The 24,581-nt window shown below is 62.4% G+C and carries 25 protein-coding genes; 7 read left to right on the plus strand and 18 right to left on the minus strand.

Annotation, left to right across the window (positions count from 1 at the left end; translation table 11 throughout):
* Position 1: 1 nt before the first annotated feature.
* The gene (locus ACVWY1_RS11515; RefSeq protein WP_277503260.1) at positions 2 to 1,696 is read right to left on the minus strand and encodes a ShlB/FhaC/HecB family hemolysin secretion/activation protein; all 1,695 of its coding nucleotides are present in this window, start codon (positions 1,694 to 1,696) and stop codon (positions 2 to 4) included.
* A gap of 149 nt (positions 1,697 to 1,845) precedes the next feature.
* Positions 1,846 to 2,745 carry a DMT family transporter gene (locus ACVWY1_RS11520; RefSeq protein WP_277503259.1) on the minus strand — a complete coding sequence of 300 codons (900 nt, stop codon included), beginning with the start codon at positions 2,743 to 2,745 and terminating at the stop codon, positions 1,846 to 1,848.
* Between the two features lie 133 nt (positions 2,746 to 2,878).
* On the opposite strand from ACVWY1_RS11520, the gene ACVWY1_RS11525 reads away from it, so the two are divergent.
* Positions 2,879 to 3,316: an Lrp/AsnC family transcriptional regulator gene (locus tag ACVWY1_RS11525; protein WP_277503258.1), complete on the plus strand. Its 438-nt coding sequence runs from the start codon at positions 2,879 to 2,881 to the stop codon at positions 3,314 to 3,316.
* A gap of 21 nt (positions 3,317 to 3,337) precedes the next feature.
* Here ACVWY1_RS11525 and ACVWY1_RS11530 read toward each other — a convergent pair whose 3' ends face one another.
* The 7 genes from ACVWY1_RS11530 to ACVWY1_RS11560 all read right to left on the minus strand — a co-directional run bounded on the left by ACVWY1_RS11530 (position 3,338) and on the right by ACVWY1_RS11560 (position 10,702).
* Entirely contained in the window at positions 3,338 to 4,450 is a 1,113-nt protein-coding gene (locus tag ACVWY1_RS11530; RefSeq protein WP_277503257.1) for an SbmA/BacA-like family transporter, read from the minus strand.
* Positions 4,451 to 4,578: 128 nt separating this feature from the next.
* Positions 4,579 to 4,734: a hypothetical protein gene (locus ACVWY1_RS11535; RefSeq protein WP_158539556.1), complete on the minus strand. Its 156-nt coding sequence runs from the start codon at positions 4,732 to 4,734 to the stop codon at positions 4,579 to 4,581.
* 487 nt (positions 4,735 to 5,221) lie between these two features.
* The gene (locus ACVWY1_RS11540; protein WP_277503256.1) at positions 5,222 to 5,443 is read right to left on the minus strand and encodes a hypothetical protein; all 222 of its coding nucleotides are present in this window, start codon (positions 5,441 to 5,443) and stop codon (positions 5,222 to 5,224) included.
* A gap of 51 nt (positions 5,444 to 5,494) precedes the next feature.
* Positions 5,495 to 5,788 (minus strand): hypothetical protein, encoded by a 294-nt coding sequence (locus tag ACVWY1_RS11545; RefSeq protein WP_367856682.1) that lies wholly within the window; start codon positions 5,786 to 5,788, stop codon positions 5,495 to 5,497.
* Between the two features lie 87 nt (positions 5,789 to 5,875).
* Positions 5,876 to 7,288 carry a TolC family protein gene (locus ACVWY1_RS11550; protein ID WP_277503255.1) on the minus strand — a complete coding sequence of 471 codons (1,413 nt, stop codon included), beginning with the start codon at positions 7,286 to 7,288 and terminating at the stop codon, positions 5,876 to 5,878.
* On the minus strand, positions 7,285 to 9,438 hold the full coding sequence (locus ACVWY1_RS11555; protein WP_457378295.1) for a peptidase domain-containing ABC transporter: 2,154 nt from the start codon (positions 9,436 to 9,438) through the stop codon (positions 7,285 to 7,287). The genes ACVWY1_RS11550 and ACVWY1_RS11555 overlap by 4 nt, the downstream gene beginning before the upstream one ends.
* A gap of 10 nt (positions 9,439 to 9,448) precedes the next feature.
* The gene (locus ACVWY1_RS11560; protein ID WP_277503253.1) at positions 9,449 to 10,702 is read right to left on the minus strand and encodes an HlyD family secretion protein; all 1,254 of its coding nucleotides are present in this window, start codon (positions 10,700 to 10,702) and stop codon (positions 9,449 to 9,451) included.
* Positions 10,703 to 10,946: 244 nt separating this feature from the next.
* On the opposite strand from ACVWY1_RS11560, the gene ACVWY1_RS11565 reads away from it, so the two are divergent.
* From ACVWY1_RS11565 to ACVWY1_RS11585, 5 genes are all read left to right on the plus strand, one after another.
* Complete coding sequence (locus ACVWY1_RS11565) at positions 10,947 to 11,150, plus strand: response regulator transcription factor (protein ID WP_110703947.1); 204 nt, start codon at positions 10,947 to 10,949, stop codon at positions 11,148 to 11,150.
* Positions 11,151 to 11,306: 156 nt separating this feature from the next.
* Positions 11,307 to 13,028, plus strand: coding sequence for a hypothetical protein (locus tag ACVWY1_RS11570; protein ID WP_457378296.1), 1,722 nt, complete (start codon positions 11,307 to 11,309; stop codon positions 13,026 to 13,028).
* Between the two features lie 4 nt (positions 13,029 to 13,032).
* Positions 13,033 to 13,494 carry a toxin-activating lysine-acyltransferase gene (locus tag ACVWY1_RS11575; protein ID WP_094010635.1) on the plus strand — a complete coding sequence of 154 codons (462 nt, stop codon included), beginning with the start codon at positions 13,033 to 13,035 and terminating at the stop codon, positions 13,492 to 13,494.
* 466 nt (positions 13,495 to 13,960) lie between these two features.
* Complete coding sequence (locus ACVWY1_RS11580; RefSeq protein ID WP_102683572.1) at positions 13,961 to 15,496, plus strand: NCS1 family nucleobase:cation symporter-1; 1,536 nt, start codon at positions 13,961 to 13,963, stop codon at positions 15,494 to 15,496.
* A gap of 17 nt (positions 15,497 to 15,513) precedes the next feature.
* Positions 15,514 to 16,242 (plus strand): aspartate/glutamate racemase family protein, encoded by a 729-nt coding sequence (locus tag ACVWY1_RS11585; RefSeq protein ID WP_277503251.1) that lies wholly within the window; start codon positions 15,514 to 15,516, stop codon positions 16,240 to 16,242.
* A gap of 95 nt (positions 16,243 to 16,337) precedes the next feature.
* On the opposite strand, the gene ACVWY1_RS11590 is transcribed toward ACVWY1_RS11585, so the two are convergent.
* The 8 genes from ACVWY1_RS11590 to ACVWY1_RS11625 form a co-directional block, all read right to left on the minus strand.
* Entirely contained in the window at positions 16,338 to 17,528 is a 1,191-nt protein-coding gene (locus tag ACVWY1_RS11590; RefSeq protein ID WP_277503250.1) for a D-amino acid dehydrogenase, read from the minus strand.
* A gap of 45 nt (positions 17,529 to 17,573) precedes the next feature.
* On the minus strand, positions 17,574 to 18,236 hold the full coding sequence (locus ACVWY1_RS11595) for a histidine phosphatase family protein (RefSeq protein WP_102683575.1): 663 nt from the start codon (positions 18,234 to 18,236) through the stop codon (positions 17,574 to 17,576).
* Positions 18,237 to 18,425: 189 nt separating this feature from the next.
* Positions 18,426 to 18,764: an FKBP-type peptidyl-prolyl cis-trans isomerase gene (locus tag ACVWY1_RS11600; RefSeq protein ID WP_023629100.1), complete on the minus strand. Its 339-nt coding sequence runs from the start codon at positions 18,762 to 18,764 to the stop codon at positions 18,426 to 18,428.
* Positions 18,765 to 18,838: 74 nt separating this feature from the next.
* The gene (locus ACVWY1_RS11605; RefSeq protein WP_277503249.1) at positions 18,839 to 19,252 is read right to left on the minus strand and encodes a GFA family protein; all 414 of its coding nucleotides are present in this window, start codon (positions 19,250 to 19,252) and stop codon (positions 18,839 to 18,841) included.
* A gap of 107 nt (positions 19,253 to 19,359) precedes the next feature.
* The gene (locus ACVWY1_RS11610; protein WP_111532699.1) at positions 19,360 to 19,920 is read right to left on the minus strand and encodes a DUF1285 domain-containing protein; all 561 of its coding nucleotides are present in this window, start codon (positions 19,918 to 19,920) and stop codon (positions 19,360 to 19,362) included.
* An 11-nt stretch (positions 19,921 to 19,931) separates the two neighbouring features.
* Positions 19,932 to 20,537 (minus strand): DUF4823 domain-containing protein, encoded by a 606-nt coding sequence (locus tag ACVWY1_RS11615; RefSeq protein WP_023629097.1) that lies wholly within the window; start codon positions 20,535 to 20,537, stop codon positions 19,932 to 19,934.
* Between the two features lie 66 nt (positions 20,538 to 20,603).
* A complete protein-coding gene (locus ACVWY1_RS11620) occupies positions 20,604 to 21,572 on the minus strand; it encodes a GTP 3',8-cyclase MoaA (protein WP_139672613.1) in 969 nt (322 codons plus the stop codon).
* Positions 21,573 to 21,701: 129 nt separating this feature from the next.
* Positions 21,702 to 22,337: a TetR/AcrR family transcriptional regulator gene (locus ACVWY1_RS11625; protein ID WP_023630645.1), complete on the minus strand. Its 636-nt coding sequence runs from the start codon at positions 22,335 to 22,337 to the stop codon at positions 21,702 to 21,704.
* A gap of 73 nt (positions 22,338 to 22,410) precedes the next feature.
* On the opposite strand from ACVWY1_RS11625, the gene ACVWY1_RS11630 reads away from it, so the two are divergent.
* Positions 22,411 to 23,544, plus strand: coding sequence for an aminotransferase class V-fold PLP-dependent enzyme (locus ACVWY1_RS11630; RefSeq protein ID WP_277503248.1), 1,134 nt, complete (start codon positions 22,411 to 22,413; stop codon positions 23,542 to 23,544).
* A 248-nt stretch (positions 23,545 to 23,792) separates the two neighbouring features.
* Here the strand turns inward: ACVWY1_RS11630 and ACVWY1_RS11635 are convergent, their stop codons facing one another.
* Positions 23,793 to 24,575 (minus strand): TatD family hydrolase, encoded by a 783-nt coding sequence (locus tag ACVWY1_RS11635; protein ID WP_102683581.1) that lies wholly within the window; start codon positions 24,573 to 24,575, stop codon positions 23,793 to 23,795.
* Between the last annotated feature and the right edge of the window lie 6 nt (positions 24,576 to 24,581).

The raw sequence follows: 24,581 nt of genomic DNA on the forward strand, positions 1-24,581 counted from the left end.
CTCAGAAGAACGCGTCGACACGGAAATAGATCGGGTGTTCACGGCGGGTGATGACGTCGGGGCGCTCCAGCGAACGGGCGAAGGTCGCGCTGGCGGCGAAGTACTGGCCGCGCACGTTGAACTCCAGGGCATTGCCGCTCAGGCGGCCATGGTCCTGGCCGTTACCGTGCTGGCCCTTGATCACCCCCGCGTCGTAGGCGAACGCCATGCCGTATTCGCGCAGCCAGGGCTGCAGCGGCGCCCAGGTGACCGGCCGGCGCCAGCGCAACTGGTTGCGCCAGTAGCCGCCGCTGTCGCCGGTGAGGGTCTGCTCCTTGAAACCGCGCACCGAAGTAAGCCCGCCGACGCTGATGCGCTGGCCGCTGTAGAGGGCATCCTCGCTGCGCTGGCCGGTGGCCAGGCTGTCGAAGCTGAACTGCTCGCCCCACAGCTGGAACGGCTGCAGATAGCTCAGGGTGAGGGTGTACTTGTTGTAGCGCGCCACCGGTTCGTTGCCGCGCGGATCGCCCGCTCCCTGGGCGTCGAGCGCGCCGATACCCTGCTGCCAGCCGGCATCGAGGTTGACGAAGGCATTGCCGATGCGACGACCGTGGTTGACGCCCAGCTGGCGCTCGGTGATACGGGTGCTGGAGACGTCGATCAGGGTGTCGTCCAGGTAGTTGCGCGCCCGCAGGTGGCTGACGCCGACATTGACCGCGGTCTTGCTCAGGCTGTCGCGGTGGATCACCCGTTCGGCCTGGAACTGGTGCACGCTGTTGTCGCCGTCGAGCTTGAAGGGGAAACCGCTGGAGGTGTCGCGGGTGCGGTAGTAGTTGTGGTTGTAGCTGTAGTTGAAGGTCCACCAGCCCCACGGCAGGCTGTAGTTCAGGCCATGGCTGTCGGAGTGGCGCCAGTGGTCGCTGACCACATCGCGCCCGCCACGCAGGCTCAACTGATCGGCCAGGCCCAGTGGGCTGTCCCACTCCAGGCCAAGGTTCATCTGCTGCTCGCCGCTGCTGGCGTCGCCGTTGTTGTGACGGCTGGCCGAGACCCGCCAGGGCTTGTCACGCTGGCCCTTGAGCTGCACGCGACTGCCGCCGACCTCCTGGCCGGGCACCAGCTCCACCTCGACCTGGCGCGAGGGCAAACGACCGAGCTGGTCGACCATCTGCTCCATGTCGCGCAGGTTGAGTACCTCGCCAGTCTTGCCGGGGAAGGCCATGGCCATTTCCCGGGGGCTGGCCAGGGCGGAGCCGTCCAGCCCTTCCAGGCGGCCTTCGACAATGATGATCTGCAGCACGCCGGAGCCCAGGTCCTGCTGGGGCAGGTAGGCCCGGGTGGTCAGGTAGCCACGGTTCAGGTAATGGTCGGTGATGCGCTTGAGCAGCTCGTTGAGCTGGCCGACCTGCAGGCACTTGCCTTCGTAGCCTTCGAGCAGCGCCTTGCGCTGTGGCTCGTCGAGCAGGCTGGCGCCTTGCAGGTCGATGCGCTGGATCTGGAAGCAGCGTCCTTGCTCGGTGGGCGCGACAGGCGCTGGCGCAACCTGTTTGCCAGTTAACTGCTGCAACTCTTCAAGACGCCTGCGCTGCTCTTGCAACAGGTTTTCCTGACGGTCACGGATCAGGTCACGGTCACCGGGAGACTGGAACGGAGCCGCGCTGGCAAACAGCGGCAGCAGCGCCAAGTTGACAGCCAGGGCGCGAAGAACGAGGGGCATACGAGATGGTCCATCACGTGAAAACTGATCGCATCACTGCGAAACGGCTGCGAAGGGTACAAGACCAGCCATGAGCCATCAATACGACATCAATCTGCCACCTATAGGATAATTCTTTTTCGCATATAGGATTCTTCCTGACCCCTGATTCAGCGCTGCTGGGCGGGCTTGGCGGCAGCACGAAACCACCACCCCTGCTGCATGCCCGCCGCCGCCAGCAGAATCAGCCCCACCCCAAGCCATTGCAACGGCGCCAGACGATGGTCGAACGCCACCCAGTCGACCAGGATCGCGGCAATCGGGTAGATGAACGACAACGCTCCGGTCAACGCCGTGGGCAGGCGCTGGATGGCGCTGTACAGCAGCACGTACATCAACCCGGTATGCACGATCCCCAGCGTCACCAGGCTGCCAAGCGCCGGCAGCTCACCCGACAGCCCGCCAAGCGTTACCCAGGGCGCCAGCAGCAATACGCCGGTACTTACCTGGATCAGCGCGATCAGGTGCGGCGGCGTGCCGGTCAGGCGCTTGATGATCAGCGCTGCCACGGCATACAGGAACGCGGCGCCCAGCGCCAGAAGGATACCCAGCAGGTACTCCTCGCCATTGGCCTGCCCCGCGCCATGAGCGCTGACGATGGCGAGCATGCCGAGGAACGCCACGCTCAGCCAGGTCAGCTTGGCCAGGGTGATCTTCTCGCCCAGGAACAGTGCCGCCAGCCCCACCAGCATGAACGGCTGGACGTTGTACACGGCGGTACCGATGGCGATCGATGCCCGCGAGTAGGAGGCGAACAGCAGTACCCAGTTACCGACTATCGCCACCCCGCTGACCACCGCCAGCAGGAAAGTGGCACGGGTCAGCACGCCCGGTTTGAGGAAGCCCATGGCAGCGCAGATCAGCAGCAAGGTGCCGGCACCGAACACGCAACGCCAGAACACCACCTCCAGCACCGGTTGCCCGGACACCAGCACGAACCAACCGATGGTCCCGGAAATCAGCATGGCGGCGATCATTTCCAGCGAACCACGGCGCAACGAATTGTCCATCTCACACCTCCTGTCGACGATGGACACAGTATGCGGAGGGTTGAGGCTGACCTTCCAGCGGATAACCAAGGCAGATCAGCTCATGCATCTTTACTATCAAGGCAGATTTGGAAAATCACCTAACGAGGTAGCCATGACCGATGACATCGACCAGTTACTGATAAACGCCCTGATGGAGGACTCCCGCCGCTCGCTCAAGGCCCTGGCGCAGATCAGCGGCCTGTCGGCGCCCAGCGTCAGCGAGCGCCTGCGCCGTCTGGAGGAGCGCGGCGTGCTGCGCGGCTACACAGTAGAGGTGGACCCGCGCTGTTTCGGCTACCAGTTGCAGGCCATCGTGCGCATTCGCCCGCTGCCGGGGCAACTGCAGGAGGTGGAACGGCAGATCGTCGCCATCCCCGAGTTCACCGAGTGCGACAAGGTGACCGGCGAGGACTGCTTCATCGCCCGCCTGCATGTGCGCTCGATGGAGCAGTTGGACACGCTGCTCGACCGACTGAATGTGCTGGCCGAGACCAATACCGCGATCATCAAGAAGACGCCGGTGAAGCGGCGCTTGCCGCCGATGAATTGATAAAGGCGCCTCAGGGTGAGGCTACTTCGCGAAGACAGTTCCGTGCCCACGCGTCACACCCTCTATTACGGAGCGTTCGGCCAATGCGCCATCGAACGAGATCAACCTGTCCGTCGTGGCTTTCCAGTCGGCCAGGCGGTGATAGGCATTGATGAACCAGCTGAGATTATCGCAAAGGTTGCCGAACGCCGAGTTGATCTGCATGACGTCACCAAACTGGATGGCACCGGAAAAGAAGCGCGGAACCGCCAGCAGGCTGCTGAACACCAGCGAGAGCTGGCTGTAACTCTCGGTGAACAACGAAAGACGCATCTTCACGCGGATAGTGCGGCGCATGTTGGCCAGGCTGACATCGAGCTTTTCACTGATGCGGTCTTTTTCGCCATTGCGGCCTGACTGATCCCCCTGCTCGCAGGAGTGGTCACGGAAACGGATGAGGAAATATCGCAGGTCCGCCTCGGAACGCTGCTGGTTGTTGCTCAAGGAGACCAGTTTGAAGCCGATTTTCTGGCTGATGAAGGTGCCCAGCAGCGCATAGAAAATGGCAGCCCAGAACATGTAGGCGGGGATACTCAAGCCCCACAGTTGCGCACTGCCTGAAATACTGATCAACACCACGCTGAACGAGACCACGCTGGCCAGGGTGTAGAACAGGCCGCAGGCCAGATCGATGGTCTCGAACGTGAATTTGTTGATGTCCTCGGCGATGCGCTGATCGGGGTTGTCGACCTGCTGCTCGATCTGCTCGGGGCGATTCGACTCGACCACCCATGCCGACAGATAGTGATTGGTCAACCAGCGCCGCCATCTTAATGCGAAAACGTCGACCCAATAGGTGATCAAGACAGAGCGCAGTACCGACAGCAGCACGATGGCAACGAATACCAGCACCAGTCGATAGAAGGAATAAGCATCGAGCGCTTGGATGGCATTGTAGAAGTGCTTGTACCATTCATTGATAGCCAACGCGGTGGCTACGGCCAGCAGCGACAACACCGCCAAGGCCACCAGTGAACACCAGGCGAATAGCTTCTCTTCACTCTTCCAGTACAACGACACCAAACAAAAGGTCTTACGCAAAAATGACGCGTCTTCAGGGACGCCATCATTCCCGCTAGCGATTTTCGAATTCATTGGACATCACGGAATAAAAATTCATTATTAGCGGAGTGTGTACCACTCCTTATATACACGCTGCACGCACCATCTAACCCTTGCGCGCAGGGCCGCGAACCGGCCACTGAAAACCAAGAACAACTGCCTTACAGTTTACTTCCACGCAGTACCCGTAGCGACAGCGTTATCACCACTGCCATCAATGCGTACTTTATAAATTTATCAAGCATCCAATAATCGGCAGCCGTACCCACGGCTATTCCGATCAAGATGGTTACGACCATCGCGACAAAAGCATTCATCAGTACTACTCCAGATCATCTATCGTCTGACTTTTTTCGTCGAACCGAGGCCAGATGCCACCACTCACATTCAGTGTATCGCCACCCGACCGCGCCCGACACCCTACAGGTGTAGGGCTGGATCTAGTGTGGTGTTTCACAAATAACGACCATAACTCGTGGCGCTTTTTGCGCTCATGCGGCGTTGTCGCTCCTCGCCGTAGCTGGGCTACGAATCGTCGCGACGCCTTGCCTGAGCGCAAAAATCGCTCGCGATTTATTGGTCGTATTTGCAAAACACCACACTAGTTGACTCGCCCAGTCGAAAAGAAGCTCAAACACCCAGCGAATACGGGATGTTCAAGCCTCTTTCGACGTTGAAGCGGTCAACCGGTCAAAATTGACCGCACTGCCTTCCCTGATGGTGGGCCATCGAAAGCACTTTGCAGCCACCCTGTTACTGCGCGCCTGTAAGGCAATCGAGCTTTACAGGCGAGCGGCAACCTGTCTAGAACCACTTGGACAACGACGGGTGAACAACAAAATAAATCAACAGGTAGATGACCGGCACCGATATCAGACCCAGCACGCCGTCAGTGTTCCAACCGAACTTGCCCTTCAGCAAGCCGGCCACTTTTTTGAACAACACTGCCAACAGCAAGGCCGACAGCAAATCCACAACATATATCAACCTTACCTCCAACCGGCGGGCATTGATGTAACGTGCCATCGTGAGGAAAAACCGTTCTCACCTCGAAATCACCACCATCGGGATAAACGCTCAAGCCCCCGTCGAACCACTGCCCCACATACGCGATCCATTACCTGTAATCACTCCGCCACCAAAACCTGCGGTCGTTCCCGCAGCAATGCTGCCGATGCCGGCAGGGCCGGTAATAGCACCTATCAGAGCACCAGCCCCTGCCGCCAACGCCAGATCAGCTCCATTGATACTTCCACCACCGGTCTGGCTACCGAGATAAGTAGCAACTCCAACTGCCGCACCACCGACTGCCCCAACAGGACCAAAGGCGCCTGCCACCATCTCGAGCTCTTCTGCTGTGATATCTCGCATTGTTACAACTCCCTATGAGTTCATGGAAAAACGTTTGGCATTTACCCTTTGGCTACACGCGCGAACCCACTTGTCGTACAGCAGCGATCAAAGCGCCCAGAACCCCAGGCGCCCCAAGCTCGCCGCCAGACGCAATCGCGCGCGGTGCCAACCATTCAATGCAGCAATATGCTCCTGCTCCGCCATTGCATAGGCGGAAGAAGCATTGAGCAGCTCGATCATGCTGCCCACTCCAGAGCGATAACGGCCCTGGACCACGGTCAGGGCGAGCATTGCCTGCTCGACCCACTCGGCGGTTCTGTCCAGCGCCTGGGTTTCGATACCCAGGGCCTGGTAACTGGCCCACAGCTCCAGCGCCACTCGCTGCCGTGCATCGGCCAGTTCTGCTTCCTGGGCCTGCATCCTGGCCCGGGCACCCCGAACCTGATAGGTGCGCCCGAACCCTTCGAACAACGGGATGCTGACCTGAAGACCAACGCTGTTGTCACGGATATGGCTATCGCCGTTGTACGCCATGGCTTGATGGGTCTTTACATCCGACAGCGAGGCGATCAACGACAGCGATGGGCGGCCGGCAGCCTCACGTTCGGCAACGGCTGCCTTGGCCGCCTCCAGTTTCGCCTTGGCGGCGATCAACGCAGGATGGTCGTTGCCGGCCTGCTCGAGCAGTGCGTCCAGGCCTTTGACGAAGGCGGTGTCCGGCCGTCGTGTCAGCGTTTGCGCCAGCATCAGCCGCGTCTGCGGCGCCAGCCCCATGCGCAAGGCGATCTGGCCTTTGGCATCGTGTACCGCCCCCTGGCCGCGGACCAGGTTCAGGCTGGCCTGCGAGTAGGCGGTCTGCGCCTGGAGGCGGTCGCTCAGCGCAGCGGCGCCAGCGTCGAACTTGGCGCTGGCATCCTTGAGGTTTTCAGCGGCCAGCGCGGCAACCTGCTCGGCGGCCCGTTGCCTGTCCTGGGCGGCCAGAGTGTCGTAGTACAGGCTGGCTGCCTGCACAAAGGCCTCCTGCAAGCGCTCATCCTGATTGGCATTGGCCGCCACCAGCAACTGCCGCGCATTGCGCAGGTCGGCTTCACGCCGGCCGGAATCGAACAGCACCCAGCTCAGGCTCAGGCGATGGTCGAGCTGACGTTGACGCCCCTGGGCCGAGGAGTCGGTCTGTTCGTATTGGGTGTCATTGCGGCCGCGGCTGTAAGTGGCCGTGGCATCGAGCCTGGGCAGGTACGCCGAGCGCGCTACCCCGACCTGCGCGGCCTGGGCCTTGGCCTGCGCCCAGGCGTGCCGGGACTGGGGGTCGTGACACAACACCCGCTCGACCATGACCTCCAGGCTGAGCACCTCCGGTAGCGCCCCATCCACGCAGGCCGCACCCAGTCCTGGGCCTTGGGGCACGGCCGCAGGCGCCACGGCGTCGGCGGTCGAGAACACGTCCAGTGCAGCCGCACAGGGCGCCCATAGGCACACAAGCACCAGCAGGCAACGATTGAAGACACCTGCATTCATGACGTGACAGCTTCGCCCAGGCCCGACGACACGCGCGCCACCTGCTGATCAAGCACTACCCGCCCCGCTTCAAGACGCACCACCCGATCTGCGGAGGCGATCGTCTCGGCACGGTGGGCAACGATGATTCGCGTCACGGCGAGTGCCTGCACCGCAGCATTGACCCGCTGCTCACTGGCCACATCGAGATGGCTTGTCGCCTCGTCGAGGATGAGGATATCCGGCCGCTTGTACAGTGCCCTGGCCAGCAGCAAGCGCTGCTTCTGGCCTCCCGACAGCACCGTGCCCATGTCGCCCACCAAGGTGTTGTAGCCCATTGGCATGGCCATGATTTCGGCATGAATGGCCGCCATGCGCGCGCATTCCATGGCCCATTCCAGATCGGGGCTCGACTCGAAGAAGGTGATATTGTCCGCGAGCGAGCCGGCGAACAGGCAGTCGTCCTGCATCACCGTGCCAATCCGCCCACGCCAGGACGCCATATCCAGCTGGCGCAGTTCATGTCCGCCCATGCGAATCTGTCCGCTGGTGGGCGGCAGGACCCCTAGCAGCACATTCACCAAGGTACTCTTGCCGCCCCCAGAGGCACCAGTGATGGCAACGGACTCCCCAGGCGCAATGCGCAGGTCGATGCCATCGAGCACCAGCGGCTCGTGCTCGGAGTAGCGATAGCTCAAGCCCTGGATGTCGATGGTCATCTGGCGCGCGGGCCAGTCCACGCCCTGGGTGGCATCCCGCTGTTCCTCGGGGGGGTGCATGACGATGTCGGCCAGCCGCTCGCCCTGCAAACGCAACATGTGCAGTTCGAACAAGTGGTCTACCAGGCTGGCCACACGACTGACGAACTGCCCCTTGTACGCCATGAACGCCATCAGCACGCCTACCGTGAAGTGATTGTCCATGACCAGCGACGCACCTAGGCCGATGGTGCAAAGGTTTTCCAGGCCGAAGATCAGCGCGTTGAGCTGGGTATAGAGCAACTGCAGTTTCTGCGTGCGCAATCCGGCGTTGATCTGGGCAACCAACAACCCGAGCCAGGTGGAGCGCCTTTCGCCTTGACGCTGGAACAGTTTGAGCGTGCGTACCCCTCGCAGCGTTTCGAGGAAATGGCTCTGCTGGCGTGCCGCATGAACGATCTGTTCCTCGCTGGCACGGCGCAGTGGGCCATACCACGCCCAGCGAACCAGAATATAGGCCACCATCGCCAGTACAGCGATCATCGCCAGCGACGGGCTGTAGAGAAACATCAACACAAGGGTGGCGACAGTCATCAGGCCGTCGAGTATCGCCGAGAAGAACGCCGCGGTGAGCGTATGCTGAATCTGGTCGACAGCCCCGAAACGGGACACCACGTCCCCCAGGTGACGCTTCTCGAAGTACTGGATCGGCAGACGCAGCAGGTGACTGAAGAGATTCGCCCGCCACTGCACGCTGAGCAACGTGCTCATGTGCATCATCACCCAGGCGCGTGTGGCACTGACCAGCTGCTGCATCAACAGCAACAGGCCGAAGCCGATCATCAGCGTGGTCAGTAGATCACGGTCCTGGGTGACCACCACGTTGTCGAGGGTCCATTGCAACAGGAACGGACTGACCAGCGAGAACACTTCCAGCACCAGCGCCAACAGCAGCACCTGGGCCAAGCCACGGTACAGCCCGCTCACACGGCCGAGCATCTTGGTCAAGCCCAACCGGGGCTTGGCGGCCTGCGCCTCGAAGCCCTGCTCGGGCCATACCTCCAGGGCAACGCCGGTGAAGCTTTCACTGGCTTGGGCAAAGCTCAGCTGGCGCACCCCTTGGCCGGGATCATGCAGGGTCAGGTGCTGCCCATAGACAGCCTTGAGCACCACGAAATGGTTGAAGTTCCAATGCAGCACGCAAGGTAGCTTGAGCTTGTTCAGATCGTTCAGCTCCAGCCTGACCGCACGGGTGCCCAGGTTGAGGCGCTCGGCAGTCTGCATCAGTTGCCTGAGGGTGATGCCCTTGAGCGAAACGCTGAACTGCCGGCGCAGCTCCATCAGGGTCGTATGGTGGCCGTGCAGGCCAGCGATCATGGCCAGGCAGGCGAGCCCGCACTCGGTAGCCTCGGTCTGCAGGATCAGCGGCAGGCGGCGCCCCAGTGTCGGGGTAATGGCATCGATGTAGTTCATGCATGCATTCCTAGAGCTTGCCGGTCAGGCTGTAGAGCGGTTCGAGCACCCACTCGTACAGATGCCGGGTTTCCTGCAGGACATCCGCCTCGAGCAGCATGCCCGCCTGCAAGGGCCGGGACTCACCGTAAGCCAGCACCGCCTGTTTCTGTATCTCCACGCGGATGCGATAGATCTGTTCACCATCGCCTCCCAGGCCCGGCACGGTCCCCACCACACTGGCAAGCTCGGCGGCCGAAAGCGTCGTTCTGGACACGGAAATCACCTGGCCATGGTGCTGGCCGAACTTTTGATAGGGGTAGGCCTGGTAACGCAGCAACACGGCATCGCCCGCCCGGATGAAGCCGATGGCCTTGCTGGGGGCATACAACTCGGCTTGCAGGTTGGCGTCCGCCGGCACCAGGCTCATCAGCGATCGCGAACTGTCCACGACCTGCCCCGGCTCGGCCAGGATGGAGGTGGCCACGCCTTGCTGCGGCGCCGTGATGACCAGTGAGCGCTTGGCTTCGCTTTCGATCAGCGCCTGCTGCACCGACGACAGGGAGCGGCCGATGCTGGCCAGCTGATTGCCGTGCAATGCGGCCAGCCCGGCCCGTTCGTGCTGGCGCTCGACCAACTGCTGCTTGAGCACCGTGGACTCGCGCACCAGCCCCTGCAGGCTCCGACGCTGACCAAGAAGCTCGGCCTGCCGCTGCTGCAGCTGGTCCATGGAGATGTAGCCCTTGTCCATCAAGCCCTGGTAACGCTCCACCGCATTGCCGGCCAGTTGCACAAGGCGCTGCTGGCTGGCGATTTGCTGGGCCAACGTGTCCAGTTCCTGAGTCAGGCTTTGCAGTTTGCTATCCAGGCTCAGCCGCGCCTCGACTTGCAGTTGCTGCTGCTTGCGCAGCTCTTCCTCCAAGGAATGACGCTGGCGCTGGAGCTGGTCGCTAACCTCTGCCTGGACAGGCCCCGAGTCGACCGAACGCTCACTGGAAATCAACAACAACCGAGCCCCCTGCTCTACCAGCTGGCCCTCTTCAACGAAACGTTCCAGCACGACACCGTACTGCGGTGCGTGTATTTTCAACTGCCCGGATGATGGCACCAGTTGGCCCGGTACTGTGCTGCGCCGGGTATAGCTGCCGTAGAAGAAAAAACTCACGACCATCGCCGCGAGCAACAACGCCACGAGTGTCATCACCGTGAAGGAAACGGGCCGGACCAGCACGATGTCACCCAGCCAGTTGCTCTGTCGCGCGGCCAGCGCTTCGTGTCGAAACAAGGGGGCCTTACCTGTCACGCAGTCATCCTTTTTTTGGCCGGGCGTCATGATCCCGGCTCAACCCAACAGGGCCAATCGCGTCAAGAGGTCGCCCTCGGTGGCCGATAAAAAATTGGCCTGCGCACTAAATTTTTAACCTGACCGCTCGTCCCACCCCACCATGAGCAGGACAGCACATACAGCCACTCGATTTTTGCCATCCGCCGCCTGACAGTCGGCAACTGCGACACTAAGGGAACATGCGTTGAACATCACGGAACGAGAACATGACGTCATTCACTGTTTATCAAAAGGATTGACCAACAAGGAAATCGGGCAACAATTGGGTATCAGCCAGCACACCGTCAGAGACCATTTGTCTTCGGTGTTCAAGAAATTGAATATCAGCAGCCGTATTGAACTGGCGATTCTTATCAATGCGTCGAAAGCGCCTGCACACAACGCTTGATTATCCACACTCTTGAAGTTCAGGCCATCCTACACCTGTAGGGTGGCACTTTGGCATGACCGTGAGGTATAAACAGTCACTGCCCCGCCAGTTCGATACGCTGACTGGCCACTTCGGCACCCACCTGCCCACCACTGTCGAAACTACGCTTTCCCGATGAACGCCCCAGACAATAAAGCGGCTCAACTCAATGAGCTGCACGAAGTATTCGTCCCTTTCGACGCCGTACTTATCGAAGGCTGTGAAGTTGTTTATCTCAACGAGTCGCTGTGCCAACAACAGACTTCGGATGACGTACTCGCTTCTTACAGTTACTTGATCAAGCCCGAGGCCGTGCCGCGGTGCGACAGCGCACCGCGCAAGACCTTCATGGCTGAACGCTATGGCGGCGACGGCATTCTCAGCAACGGCGGTGGCGCGCGCTGCGGGTTCGATGGCACCTGGCAACTCAAGGGGCTGGGGGCCAATGCCCTGGTCGGTCATGATGTCGACGCGGGCCATGGGGATGGCAACCTGTCGCTGACCACCGCGCTCTATGAATCGATCTGGGCAGAGATCATCGAGTCGGTGCTGCCTTTCGGGGCGACGCGCACCGTGGCCATCCTCGACACCGGTCTGACCTATGACACGTGGAAAGGGGCGTTGAAACGAGGCCTTCTCGTGCGTCAACCGGTTGTGCGCCCCGCGCATTTCATCAGGTCCGTTTACTTCAGGCAGAAGCGCCTGGATGGTTTGGGCGAGGATGCGCTGCGGGTAAAACAGACCATTCACCGGCTTGTCGAATTCCTCCCTGAAGCACCGGGCTCGCCCCCCCCTCTGCCCACACTCGAACGACGCCTGGAAAGTGGCCTTGTTGAACTGGCCGACCGCTACGCCGAGCAGTTCGCGGCTGCGCGAGCAAAGCACATCATCCATTTCAATGTCAGCGCATCCAATGTTTCACTTACAGGCGGCTGGCTGGACCTCAGCGGTATTTGCCTTTTCACTGACGACGTTATACACGACCGCTCCAGCATCGACCGCTTCAATACCGAATACCTGCCCGCCGTGCAAAGCCTGCAGAGCCTGTGTTACTACCTGGGCAAATATGCGGTCGTGACAGGCGACGTTTCGCTACGCCTTTGGCAAACGACCGCGGAGCACTTTACCCAACGCTACAACCACTACCTGCACCTGTATCAGATCGCTCAGGCCGGGTTCCCGCTCTGGTTGTTGCGCGCGGTGGAAAATGCCCCGGAGTTCACCGCCTTTGCCACGGCACTGCACCGTGCTCTGGAACTTGACCAGTTCACGGCCACCTCCATAGCTGACGCAGTAGGTTGGGACGGATATGAACGCTGGAGTGGAGCGCTCTTTCACGCCCTGCTGGCCAGCCTGGACCAGGACACTGCAGCAGCCGGCCCAGCCTGGCTGGCGAGCAATCCCACGCTGGACGCTCAACTGCACTCAAGTTACGGTCAGCTGTTTGACAGGGTTGCACAGGCGGCTGGCGATCACGGCATCGACCGCCGGCACTTGCACCTCGCCCTGCTGATCAATGCCACGCGGCTGAACCGCAGCCACCGCGTGCTGCATGAGCTGCAAAGCCAGATCGATGCCCTCGACGAGAAACCGGACGGTGACCGAAGAGCGGCACTGCATGCCTTGCAAGACCACGCGCTGCTGGCGGCTCGCTTCAACCTCGGCCATGAACAGCCGGACGCCCTGCCGTTCTGGTCAACTGCCACGCTGGCCATCAGCTTCAACCCTGAAACCGGCTGCTTCACCTTACCAGGGCGTGCTGCACAAGCGCTGACCCTGGAGGCGCTACTGGCCGAGGCCGATGGCGATGAAGAAATCAGACAAGCATTGAACTTCTACCCTGGCCTCGCGAGGTGAAAAGATGACCAGACATTACAACCTGCAGACCAACTGCCGAGATACCAAGCTCAATGACAAGGCGGCGATGTTGGGCCATGCGGCCATGGTCATGGCCTGCTGCCGACGCTCTTCAAGCTTCCAGATACGCACGTTGTACTACTGGCTCGCACCCGCTATCGAGCACGCACAGATCATCATGCTCTTCGATTCGTCATCTACCCCCCGAGGTTTTCTCATCTGGGCGCACCTGGCGCCCGATACCGAACAACGCTTTGTGCAGGACCCGAATTTCCTGTTGCACCCCAGCGAGTGGAATGAGGGGGGACGGGCCTGGGTGATCGATTTCTGCTTCCCTGGCGGCGCTGTCAAGGAAGCGCTTGCCATGTTCCGGAAGCATTTGCGCGAAGCCGGCGTCAGCCAGATTTCCTGGGCACGCAGACGCGCTGACTATTCGATCCGGCGCGTTGGAAGCTGCAGGACATGAATGTCCTGGCCGGAAAAAGGATCCACTCGCACAAATAGTTGTACACACAAACGTCACCATTGGTGCCATTTTTGTGTGCACTTTCACAAGGTAACGCCCCAATAAGTTACACATCAATCGTTATAAAATTTGACCAAATGATCAACTAATTCAACATCATAAATTTTAAACCTGTTCATTCGGTCAGTTTATAATCTACTACTTTCATTAACTTACCTACCAACTAGATCGATTCGAAATAAAAGCTACACCGCACTCCGATTCCCTCTGGCATGGAACTGGCTTTTGTGTGTCCGTGTTTTGTATACAAATTCAACAAAACATAAATACACAAGAACTCGCAGCGCCGCCCCATCGGCGGCCGTTGCGCCCAGAACCCAGTGATGCCAACGCCTGCACCGACGAGATGGCGAGCCCGTGCGCCAGCGCCCGCTCATCGCAGTCACGCGCATCAGGAGCCGCCGGAATGAGTAGCAGCCTCCCCCTTGCCCCTGAACTTTCCGTTGCCAGCACCCATCCCTCGACCACCAGCCTCGAAGGCCACCCGGCCGACCTTGAACTGAGCCCACGCCTGCACAACCGCGACCTCGCCCCGACCAAACTTGCGGGCCGCCGCTGGGGCGGCTACAGCATCTTCGCGCTGTGGACCAACGATGTGCACAATATCGCCAACTACTCGTTCGCCATGGGGCTGTTCGCCCTGGGCCTGGGCGGCTGGCAGATCCTCCTGTCGCTGGCGATCGGCGCGGCGCTGGTGTACTTCTTCATGAACCTGTCCGGCTACATGGGGCAGAAGACCGGCGTGCCGTTCCCGGTAATCAGCCGTATCGCCTTCGGCATCCACGGCGCGCAGATCCCGGCGCTGATCCGCGCGGTGATCGCCATCGCCTGGTTCGGCATCCAGACCTACCTGGCCTCGGTGGTGCTGCGCGTGCTGCTGACCGCGGTGTGGCCGCAGGTGGCGGCCTTCGATCACGACAGCATTCTCGGCCTGTCGAGCCTGGGCTGGGTGTGCTTCGTGGCGATCTGGCTGGTGCAGCTGGTAATCCTCGCCTACGGCATGGAAATGGTGCGCCGCTACGAGGCGTTCGCCGGGCCGGTAATCCTGCTCACCGTGGCCAGCCTCGCCGTGTTCATGTACTTCAAGGCCGATGCGCGTATTGCCTGGTCGGTGGCCGAGCCCCTGAGCGGCTACGAGATGTGGCGCAACATCTTCGCCGGCGGCGCGCTGTGGCTGGCGATCTACGGCACCCTGGTGCTCAACTTCTGCGACTTCGCCCGCAGCTCGCCATGCCGCAAGACCATCCGCGTCGGCAACTTCTGGGGCCTGCCGGTGAACATCCTGGTGTTCGCGGCGATCACCGTGGTGCTGTGCGGCGCGCAGTTCCAGATCAACGGCCAGATCATCGACAGCCCGACGCAGATCGTCGCCAGCATCCCCAACACCGCGTTCCTGGTGCTCGGTTGCCTGGCCTTCCTGATCGTCACCGTGGCGGTGAACATCATGGCCAACTTCGTCGCCCCGGCCTTCGTGCTCAGCAACCTGGCGCCGCGGCATCTGAACTTCCGCCGCGCCGGGCTGATCAGCGCCACCCTGGCGGTGCTGATCCTGCCGTGGAACCTGTACAACAGCCCGCTGGTGATCGTGTACTTCCTCTCCGGCCTCGGCGCCCTGCTCGGCCCGCTGTACGGGGTGATCATGGCCGACTACTGGCTGCTGCGCAGGGGCCGCATCAATGTGCCCGAGCTGTACAGCGAGAACCCCGCCGGCGCCTATCACTACACCAAGGGCATCAACCTGCGCGCCGTGGCGGCATTCATCCCCGCCGCGCTGCTGGCCATCGTCCTGGCCCTGGTGCCCAACTTCCAAAGCGTCGCGCCGTTCTCGTGGCTGATCGGTGCCGGCATCGCCGCCGCCGTGTACCTGCTGATCGCGCCGCGCCACGTCCAGTACCACGACGTCAGCGGCGAATGCATCGCCGTCGACCACAGCAGCCACTGAATTCAGGAAGATCCGTCATGCGTATTCTGATCGCCAACGTCAACACCACCGCCGCCATCACCGAGGCCATTGCCGAACAGGCGCGCAGCGTGGCCGCGCCCGGCACCGAGATCGTCGGCCTGACCCCGTGGTTCGGCGCCGAGTCGGTGGAGGGCAATTTTGAAAGCTACCTGGCCGCCATCGCGGTGATGGATCGGGTGCTGGCCTATGACCAGCCCTTCGATGCAGTGATCCAGGCCGGCTATGGCGAGCATGGTCGCGAAGGCCTGCAGGAGCTGCTGGACGTGCCGGTGGTGGACATCACCGATGCCGCCGCCAGCACCGCCATGTACCTGGGCCACGCCTACTCGGTAGTGACCACGCTGGACCGCACCGTGCCGTTGATCGAGGACCGCCTGAAACTGTCCGGGCTATACGAGCGCTGCGCCTCGGTGCGCGCCAGCGGCCTGGCGGTGCTGGAACTGGAAGCCGATCCACGGCGTGCGGTGGAAGCCATCGTCGAGCAGGCCGAGCGTGCCGTGCGCGAGGACAAGGCCGAGGTGATCTGCCTGGGTTGCGGCGGCATGGCCGGGCTCGACGAGCAGATTCGCCAGCGCACCGGGGTGCCGGTGGTGGACGGCGTGAGCGCGGCGGTGACCATCGCTGAATCGCTGGTGCGGATGGGGCTGAGCACCTCCAAGGTGCGTACCTATGCCACGCCGAGGGTGAAGAAGGTGGTGGGCTGGCCGATGCGCTTCGGGCGCTGATCTGCCAGTAGCAAGCCCACTCCCCCAGCGCCAAAAGCAATCCGTGGGAGCGGCGATGCGGCGACCCGACTTGCCCCGCGATGAGGCCAACAAGGTCAGCGCAACAGCCTCGCCAGCCGCTCGCCACTGCCACACGCCAAGGTGAACCCCAGCGCGCCATGCCCCAGGTTCAGCCAAAGGTTGCGATACCGCGTGGCCTCGATGATCGGCACCCCCGTCGGCGTCGCCGGCCGCATCCCCGCCCACTCCACCGCTTGCCCGTAGTCAGCGGCCTGCGGCAGGGTCTCGCGCGCCAACCGGCGCATGCTCGCGAGCCTGCCGGCGTCCACCGCCTCGTCATAACCGACGATGTCTACCATCGCCGCCACCCGCAGTTGATCGTCCAATCGGGCATAGACAATCTTGCGTTCGTAGTCGGTGATGCTCACCTCGGGCGCCCGGTGCGTGGCACCGACCGGCGCGGTCAGGCTGTAGCCCTTCAATGGGTAGACCGGCAGCTGCAAGCCGGGCAAGGCCAGGCCGGCGCTACGGTGCCCGGCGCTGAGCACCAGGCGCTGCACCTCCAGCCTTTCACCGCCCAGCTCCAGCGCGACCACACGCTCGTCGCGCGGTATCAGCCGGGTCACCGGCCGCCCCAACAGCAACCGGCACTGTCCTGACGCCTGCAGGCGCTCGGCCAGGCGCAGGCAGAAGCGGTGGCAGTCGGCGACCTCCTCGTGCGCAGTGAACACGCCGCCCACGAAAGGGGCTTCGGCAAGCGCCGGGTCGAGCCCGCGCAGATCGGCGGCATTCAGGACCCGTTGCGTGTCGGGATCCAGCAAGTGTTGGCGGCCGTGCTCGAATGCACGCTGTGTTCGAAACGCGACCAGCTTGCCATTGCGGCGCCAGGCGAAGCCATCGAGGCCGTCCTCTTCACGCCAGCGGGCGAGAACGGCCTGGCTTTGCAAGGCCAGATCCAGCAACTGGGCGGCATTGCGCCGATTGACCCGGGTACGGCAGGCCATGACGAAGGCCGCCAGCCAGCGCCACTGCGCGGTATCCAAACGTAGCCGCAGCCGTAACGGCGAGTCGCCCCGCAACAGCCAGCCCAGCGCTTGCCATGGCACCCCGGCATCAGCCAGCGGCGCCACGTAGCGATATGACAACTGCCCACCATTGGCGAAGCTGGTCGCGCTGGCCAAGCTATCGCGAGCTTCGACCAGGTCGACCTGCCAGCCTTCGCGCACCAGTGCATAGGCCGTGGCCAGCCCGACCACGCCGCCACCGATCACCGTTACCCGCTCCATCGGCACATCCCTGCCCGGCCCAGAAAGCCAGACAGTAACAGCAGCTCAGGTCGGGCAGCCAGACTCGCCGTTATCCAGGCCCTGGCGCACGTTACGGCTGAGCAGGGTCGCCTTGCCATCGCGCCAGGTCAGCGTGAGCACGTACAGGGAGTCGAAATCGTCGCGGTGCCAGTCCTCGGTGAGCACCCGGTCTTCACCCAGGGCCTTGCCGGCCACGGTGTTGATCAGCTCCGGCAGATACCCCCGTGACCAGGCCGTGTAGACCGTCGCATTGCGGTACTTGTCACTGAGCAGTTCATCGGCCAGCGCGGCTGTGTCATTGGCGCCGTAGTCGATGTTGACCGGCAAACCGAGGCGGATGGCGGCGGGGCTGATGGTCATCAGCGGGCGGATATAACTGTAGCGCTCATCCTGGCTGCCCTCCTCGACACCTCGTGAAGGGTTGGCGGCGAAGACGTAGTCGGCATCACCGAAACGCTCGGGCAACAGGGTGGCCAGATCCAGGGCCCGGTTCAAGCCCTGGCAGTTCAACTGCCCGAGACCCTCGCCGGGTTTCTCGGCGTGACGCAAGAACACCAGGGTCTGTGTCCCGTCGACCGGTTGCGCCCGGCTTTCGACCACATCCAGGGCCAGCGGCACGGCGGCGGCGACGAGCGTCAGGCTCAACAGCAGGTGGCGGCGACGGCGAAGGAAGGCTGGCAGCTTCATACAGGGCGGGCTCTATGTGGCACTGGATATCGGGTTGCCCCGCCACATGTCCCTGTCGTGATCGCCATCCTTGGCAGCGAGTGAGGCTCAGAGTGCCTGCGGCCCGTTTGGTTCCTCCATGACTGCACATACCTTCCTTGGACAATCAGCACCTTAGCGCATCGGTGTTGCTGAAGTATTACAGGCGGTTCAGTCGTCGCGGGTCAGCACTTCCAGCAATTCGATCTCGAACGTAAGGTCCGAATTCGGCGGAATCGCACCGACCGAGCGTTCGCCATAACCCAGGTGCGCCGGTACCTGCAGCTTGCGCTTGCCACCCACGCGCATGCCCATCAGGCCCTGGTCCCAGCCCTTGATCACCCGGCCGGTACCGATGACGCACTGAAAGGGTTTGCCACGCGCCCATGAGGAATCGAACTCGCTGCCGTCGGCCAGGGTGCCGCGGTACTGGGTGGTGATCAGCGCACCCTTGACCACGGCCTTGCCGTCGCCTTCCTGTAGATCGATGACTTGCAGCTCACTGCTCATGGCAGGTTCCTCGAAGCGGTTTTTCGTGGCCGCCGTTTTCTCAGGAATGCGCAGGTTTGGCAAGACGAGCCGTGTCAGGTGGGGGCGAACTGATCGAAGACCTGTTGACCGGTGAGGTTCCTGGTCTCGTTCTTGAAGCAATACCAGGCGGGCTGTTCGTCGACGAATATCTGCTCGGTGAAGCTCCAGTCTTGCTCGCCATCCAGCAGGCCGACCGGTACGACGTACAGGTCGCTCTCTTTCAGGCGGTAGAACAGGTGCGTGCCGCACTGGCCGCAGAAGCCGCGCTGGGCCCAGGGAGAGGAGTCATAGGCGATGGGGGTCGGGCCTTCGATGGCTGGGGGCTTGGTGCATTGCACTGCCAGCAGCGGGCCGCCGGTCCATTTGCGGCACATGCTGCAATGGCAAGCGCTGACATGGTTATTCTCGAGCGTGATACGCAGTCGGGTTTTGCCGCACAGGCAACTGCCTTGCTTTTCCAGTGACATGGCCCGGGCTCCTTGCTGTTGTTCTTGGGGACTTGGAGTATAGGGTCCGGCCGGTCAAGAGCAAGAACACGCATCGATGGGGCTGGGCGGCCCCGAAAACGCCATCGTCAGGCAGCACGCCCAATCGGATAGAACGTGCCCCGGCTCCAAACCCCAAGCCACTCCTCCCCGTCGATCTCGCGCGGCACCGCCAGCTCCACCAACTGGTAGAACACGTTGCGATGGACCAACGCCTCGAGATTGCCGCGCATCAGCACATAGGGCGAAGGCTCTTGGGTGACCGGATCGAGCTCGACCCGCAGCGGATGGTCCGGCCCGGCCTCGACCTGATCCTCGACGTTGCTGGTGAAGCGCAATACCTGCTGCTCGCCACTGCCCTGCACGTCGAGCAGCACAGCCACGAACGGCGCGTCATCCACCGTGATACCGACCTTCTCCACCGGCGTGACCAGGAAGTAGTCGTCGCCATCGCGGCGAATGATGGTGGAGAACAGCCGCACCATGGGCTTGCGGCCAATCGGCGTGCCCAGGTAGTACCAGGTGCCGTCACGCGCGATGCGCATGTCGATGTCGCCGCAGAAATCCGGGTTCCACAGGTGCACCGGGGGCAGCCCCTTGTGCGCGGGGATCTGCGCCAGCAGATCGCTGGCCTTGCCGGAATCGCTCATGACTCGCTCGCTCAGTTGCTCATGCCCAGGAGGCTACGAGCGTACTCGCGCATTGGCGCGGCAAGCAAATCCTGTGGCGTGTTGTCGTGGAACGTCAACAAACCGCCGCGGCTCTTGATCCGCGCCGTATCGATCAGATAACGGGTGCTGGTCTCGATCAACATCATCTGTACCACGCCACGGTCCCAGCCCAGGCGGTCGACGGCCTGCTCGTCGTACCATTCGTCACCGTTGCCGATACGGTCGTCGGTGCGGGCGAAACGGGTGTACAGCACGTAATCGGCGCCGACCGAACGGGCCTCGGCGATTGCGTCCTCCAGCCCCAGCGGGCCTTGGGCACGGCGCACCAGCGGGAAGTATTCGACGAAACTCTTGAAGGCCTCCTCGGCCACTGCGTTCTGCCGTGGCACCGGCCCCTTGCCCGGTGGCACGAAGGCGCCCTGGCCGATGAAGATGAACGAGTCCGGCTGCAGGCGGATCGACAGGGTACGGGTGGTGTCGCTGTGATCCAGCAGGCCCGCATCACTCATGTGGTAACGGACGCCCTCGCCCATATCGCTGACATTCATGCAGCCGCCCAACGCCATCAGCGCCAGCAGCAAGACCAGGCTACGCATCTTTCCTCCAGAAACCGGTGACGAAAAACCGGCGAATAGCCGCAGGATGCAGCTTTTGCGCCAGAGTCAGCCGCCGATCACCTTCATCACCATCACATCGCCGGAAAATGCCACATCCTGCTTGTCCGCCAGGGCCTTCACCAGTAGCCGCTGCAATGCCGGAAGCGCTTGATGACGGGGCTTGTCGAGCAGGTCCCCGACAAAATGACGGTTACTCGACGACAGGCAACCATGCAGCCAGCCGGTGGACGACAGGCGCAGGCGCGAACAACTGCGGCAGAATGGCACGCTCTCGTTGGCGATCACCCCGAAATGACCTTTGCCGGGAATGCGATAGCGCAAGGCCGTGGCATCCAACGGGCGTGGCGCCTGTTCATAGGCATGGGACTGCCCGATCAGCGCCAGCAGTTGCTCCAGGCCTACGAACTGCTGCAGGAAGGCGTTGCCATCACGCGCCAGGTGGCCCATGCGCATCAGCTCGATGAAACGCAGCTCGTAGCCGCGCTCAAGGCAATAGTCGAGCAGCGGCAGCACCTGGTCGAGGTTCTGCCCGCGCATGGGCACCATGTTGACCTTGATCGCCATCCCCGCGTCACTGGCCTGGGCCATGCCCGTCAGCACGCTGGCCAGGTCGCCGCCCCGGGCGATACGGCGAAAGGCCGTGGCATCGAGGGTGTCGAGCGAGACGTTGAGCCGGCGGATACCTGCGTCGCGCAGCAGCGGGAGCTTGCGGGCGAGCAACTGGCCGTTGGTGGTCAGGCTGATGTCCTCGAGCCCCAGCCCGGCCACCGCGCCGAGGAAAGCCTCCAGGCGCGGGCTCACCAGCGGCTCGCCACCGGTGATGCGCAGCCGCTCCACTCCGGCCGCCTCGACCAGGTACGCCACGCCGCGGGCCAGGGCATCCGCCGTGAGCTCGTCCTGCGCCGCCACCAGGCGCTTGCCGTCAGGCACGCAGTAGGTGCAGGCATAGTTGCAGGCAGCAGTCAGGCTGACGCGCAGGTTGCGAAAGCGCCTGCCTTGACGATCGACGATCATGGATGACTCCGGCATGGATGAATCGGGCCGGCAAAACCTGACTCAAAAATCAGGTTTTTGCAAGCCTTCCTGTCGAAGCCTTGAAGCGAGGATGCCTGGCGAAGGTCGACAGGCATCGGGGGAATGGCTTTAGTTCGCGCCTTCCGGATCGCGCTTGCGCTTGTTGCCCATGCGCACGCCGATGTCCATGAGGAACTGGAAGAAGCCTTCCTGGTCCTCGAGCACATTGCTCCAGAACGGCGAGTGATACAGCGCCACGGCGCCATGGACCAGGGCCCAGGCCGCGCAATAATGGAAGTATGGCGGTACGTCCTCGAGCTTGCCCTCGCTGATGCGCCCCTTGATCAATTGCGTGAGGCGGTCAAAGTTGGAGGCACGGATGCTGTGCAACTGCTCGACCATTTCCGGCACCTGGTTGCCCTTGACCACCTTTTCTTCCAGGCGGTCGAACAGCCGGTAACGCTGCGGGTCACGCATGCGGAACTCGAAGTAGGCGCGCGACAGGGCTTCCTTGTCGCGGTCGACGTCAGCCGAGTGCAGCAGCGCGTTCAGGTCGCGCTCGTAGTCGAGCATCAGGCGCAGGTAGATCTCCGCCTTGGACTTGAAGTGCTTGTAGATCGTGCCTTTGCCGATGCCCACGGCGTCGGCGATCATCTCGACGGTGACGCTGTCTTCACCTTGTTCGAGAAACAGCTTGAGCGCCGTGTCGAGGATCTCTTGTTCGCGACGGCGAAACTCACGGACCTTGCGAGGTTCTTTCTGCATAAGAAGGACTGGGATGACAATCGAAGCGGATTATTATGCCTAACTGGCGGCAAAATGCACGGATCTTCCAACCATGTCTGTGTTTCTTGATGAGTTCGAGCAGGCCCCGGGCCTGTGTTACCTGAACCACGCGGCAATAGGCCCCTGGCCACGCCGGGCCGCCGAGGCCGTGGCAAGCTTCGCCCGTGACAATGTACGCCTGGGTGCCAGCGCTTATCCGGCCTGGCTGGCCACCGAGCGACGCCTGCGCGAACGCCTGGCACGCCTGCTCAATGCCCCCACCAGCGGTGATATCGCCCTGGTGGGCAATACCTCCCAGGCGCTGTCGCTGGTGGCGTTCGGCCTGGACTGGCAGCCCGGCGACCAGGTCGTCATCAGCGACGAGGAGTTCCCCTCCAACCGCGTGGTCTGGCAAGCGCTGGCCAACCATGGCGTCGAGGTGGTCGAGGCGAGTCTGGCCGGCGCCGATCCGGAAGCGGCGTTGCTCGCCGCCTGCGGTCCACGGGCGCGACTGCTCTCGGTCAGCGCCGTGCAGTTCGCCAGCGGCTTGCGCCTGGACCTGGCGCGCCTAGGCGTCGCCTGCCGCCAGCGCGGCGTGCTGTTCTGCATAGACGCGATCCAGCAGGTGGGCGCCCTACCCTTCGATGTACAGCGCTATCAGTGCGACTTCGCCATGGCCGACGGCCACAAGTGGATGCTCGGCCCAGAGGGGCTGGGCGTGTTCTATTGCCGTAGCGAACTGCGCAGGCAGTTGAAACTGCACGCCTACGGCTGGCACATGCTGGAACACCTCGGCGACTTCGAGCGCCGCGAGTGGCAACCGGCACGCAGCGCGCGGCGCTTCGAATGCGGCAGCCCGAACATGCTCGGCGCCTGCGCGCTGGAAGCGAGCCTGTCACTGCTGGAAGACGTGGGCATGGCGCTGGTCGCCGAACAGTTGGAGCTGCGGGTCGAGCAACTGCATCAAGGTTTACTGGCGATCCCCGGCGTGCAGGTGCACAGCCCTGCTGATCCTTCACGACGGGCAGGGATAGTCAACTTCAGCATTGACGGCCAGGCCAACGTCGACATTTATCGAGCCCTGAGCAATAACGGGGTAATGTGCGCCCTGCGAGGCCCTGGCGTGCGATTTTCCCCACATTTCTATACTGACCAGCGCCTGATCGACGAAGTACTGTGCCAGATCCGCCAATTGGCAATGCATTGATCGCGCAAGGCGCTGCCTACGTATTCCAAATCTGTTTAAAAAACGATCAGCAGCCGCTGGCAGCGCGCCAATCCTGGCCAATACTTGAAGTGTTGGCGCGGCACATCCCCCCCAAGTGGCGCGCCGATAAAGGTGCCCAGGGACCGTGTACCTTTGTTTTACTCCTAATGGTCTTAACCCGGATTCCCCCCCCAGAACCCGGGTTTTTTTTGTCCGGGCCTCAAGCTTGGGGGCGCTGCGCAGAAGCCTCAGGCCACTCGCGCCAGCGGGAACAAGCGCTTGAAATTCCCCGTGGTCTGCGCGGCCAATTGCTCGTAGCTCACACCGCGCAACGACGCCACGTACTCGGCCACTTCCCGCACGTACTGCGGCAGGTTCGGTTTGCCGCGGTGCGGGATCGGCGCCAGGTACGGCGAGTCGGTCTCCACCAGCAGGCGGTCCACCGGCACCTGCCGGGCCACCTCGCGCAGGGCATCGGCATTACGAAAGGTGACGATGCCGGACAACGAGATGTAATAGCCCAGGTCCAGCGCGGCCTTGGCCATCGGCCAGTCCTCGGTGAAGCAATGCAGCACGCCGGCCTGGGGCAGGCTGGCCTCGCGCAGCAGCGCCAGGGTGTCCTCACGCGCCGCACGGGTGTGCACGATGACCGGCTTGCCAGTCTGCCGGGAGGCTTCCAGGTGCAGGCGGAACGAAGCCTGCTGCAATTCGGCGGCTTCCGGCTCGTAGTGGTAGTCCAGGCCCGTTTCGCCAATGGCCACCACGTGCGGGTGGGCCAGTTCACGCAACAGCCACTCCAGGGCCGGCGTCTCACCGGGCGCCAGGTCGAGCGGGTGCACGCCCACCGAGCAATCGACATCGGCGTAACGCTCGCTCAACGCCTTGACCGCACCGGCATTCTCGGCACTGACGCCAATGCACAGGAAATGCCCCACCCCACGCTCGCGGGCCGCCTGCAGGGCGGCATCGAGGGAACCCTGGTGGGCACTGAGATCGAGACGGTCGAGGTGGCAATGGGAATCTACGAGCATGGGAAC

It is taken from the genome of Pseudomonas sp. TE6288 (assembly GCF_054062095.1).